This window comes from Variovorax sp. LG9.2 (assembly GCF_035018885.1).
Lineage (GTDB): Bacteria > Pseudomonadota > Gammaproteobacteria > Burkholderiales > Burkholderiaceae_C > Variovorax.
This window is the reverse complement of sequence record NZ_JASJXB010000128.1, coordinates 1-284: the sequence shown is the minus strand read 5'-3', so window position 1 is coordinate 284 and position 284 is coordinate 1. Positions and strand designations below refer to the sequence as shown.

1 protein-coding gene is annotated in these 284 nt (G+C 56.7%); it reads right to left on the bottom strand.

Features of this window, described 5'->3' with window-relative positions:
- Window positions 1-284, bottom strand: a 284-nt coding sequence (locus QN413_RS27215) for an IS3 family transposase (protein WP_323499660.1), incomplete at both ends; no start/stop codon positions are given.

The following is a 284-nucleotide window of genomic DNA, read 5'->3' as shown; positions in this document are numbered from 1 at the left end:
TGCGCAATGATCTCGCCGTTGTACAAGTCCATGCAGGCCGATAGATAGAGCTTCTGCCCGTTCACGTTGAACTCGGTTATGTCGGTCGCCCATTTCTCATTGGGAGCCTTTGCGCAGAAATTTCGTTTCAGGACGTTTAGCACGTGCACATCGCTGATTTCAGGGACGTGCCGAGAGCGCTTCCTCGCCCGAATCAGCGCGCGCAATCCCATCTCCTTCATGAGGCGCTGGACGCACTTGTGGTTGACGGACACCCCCAGCGAATTGCGCAGCGCTGCCGTGAT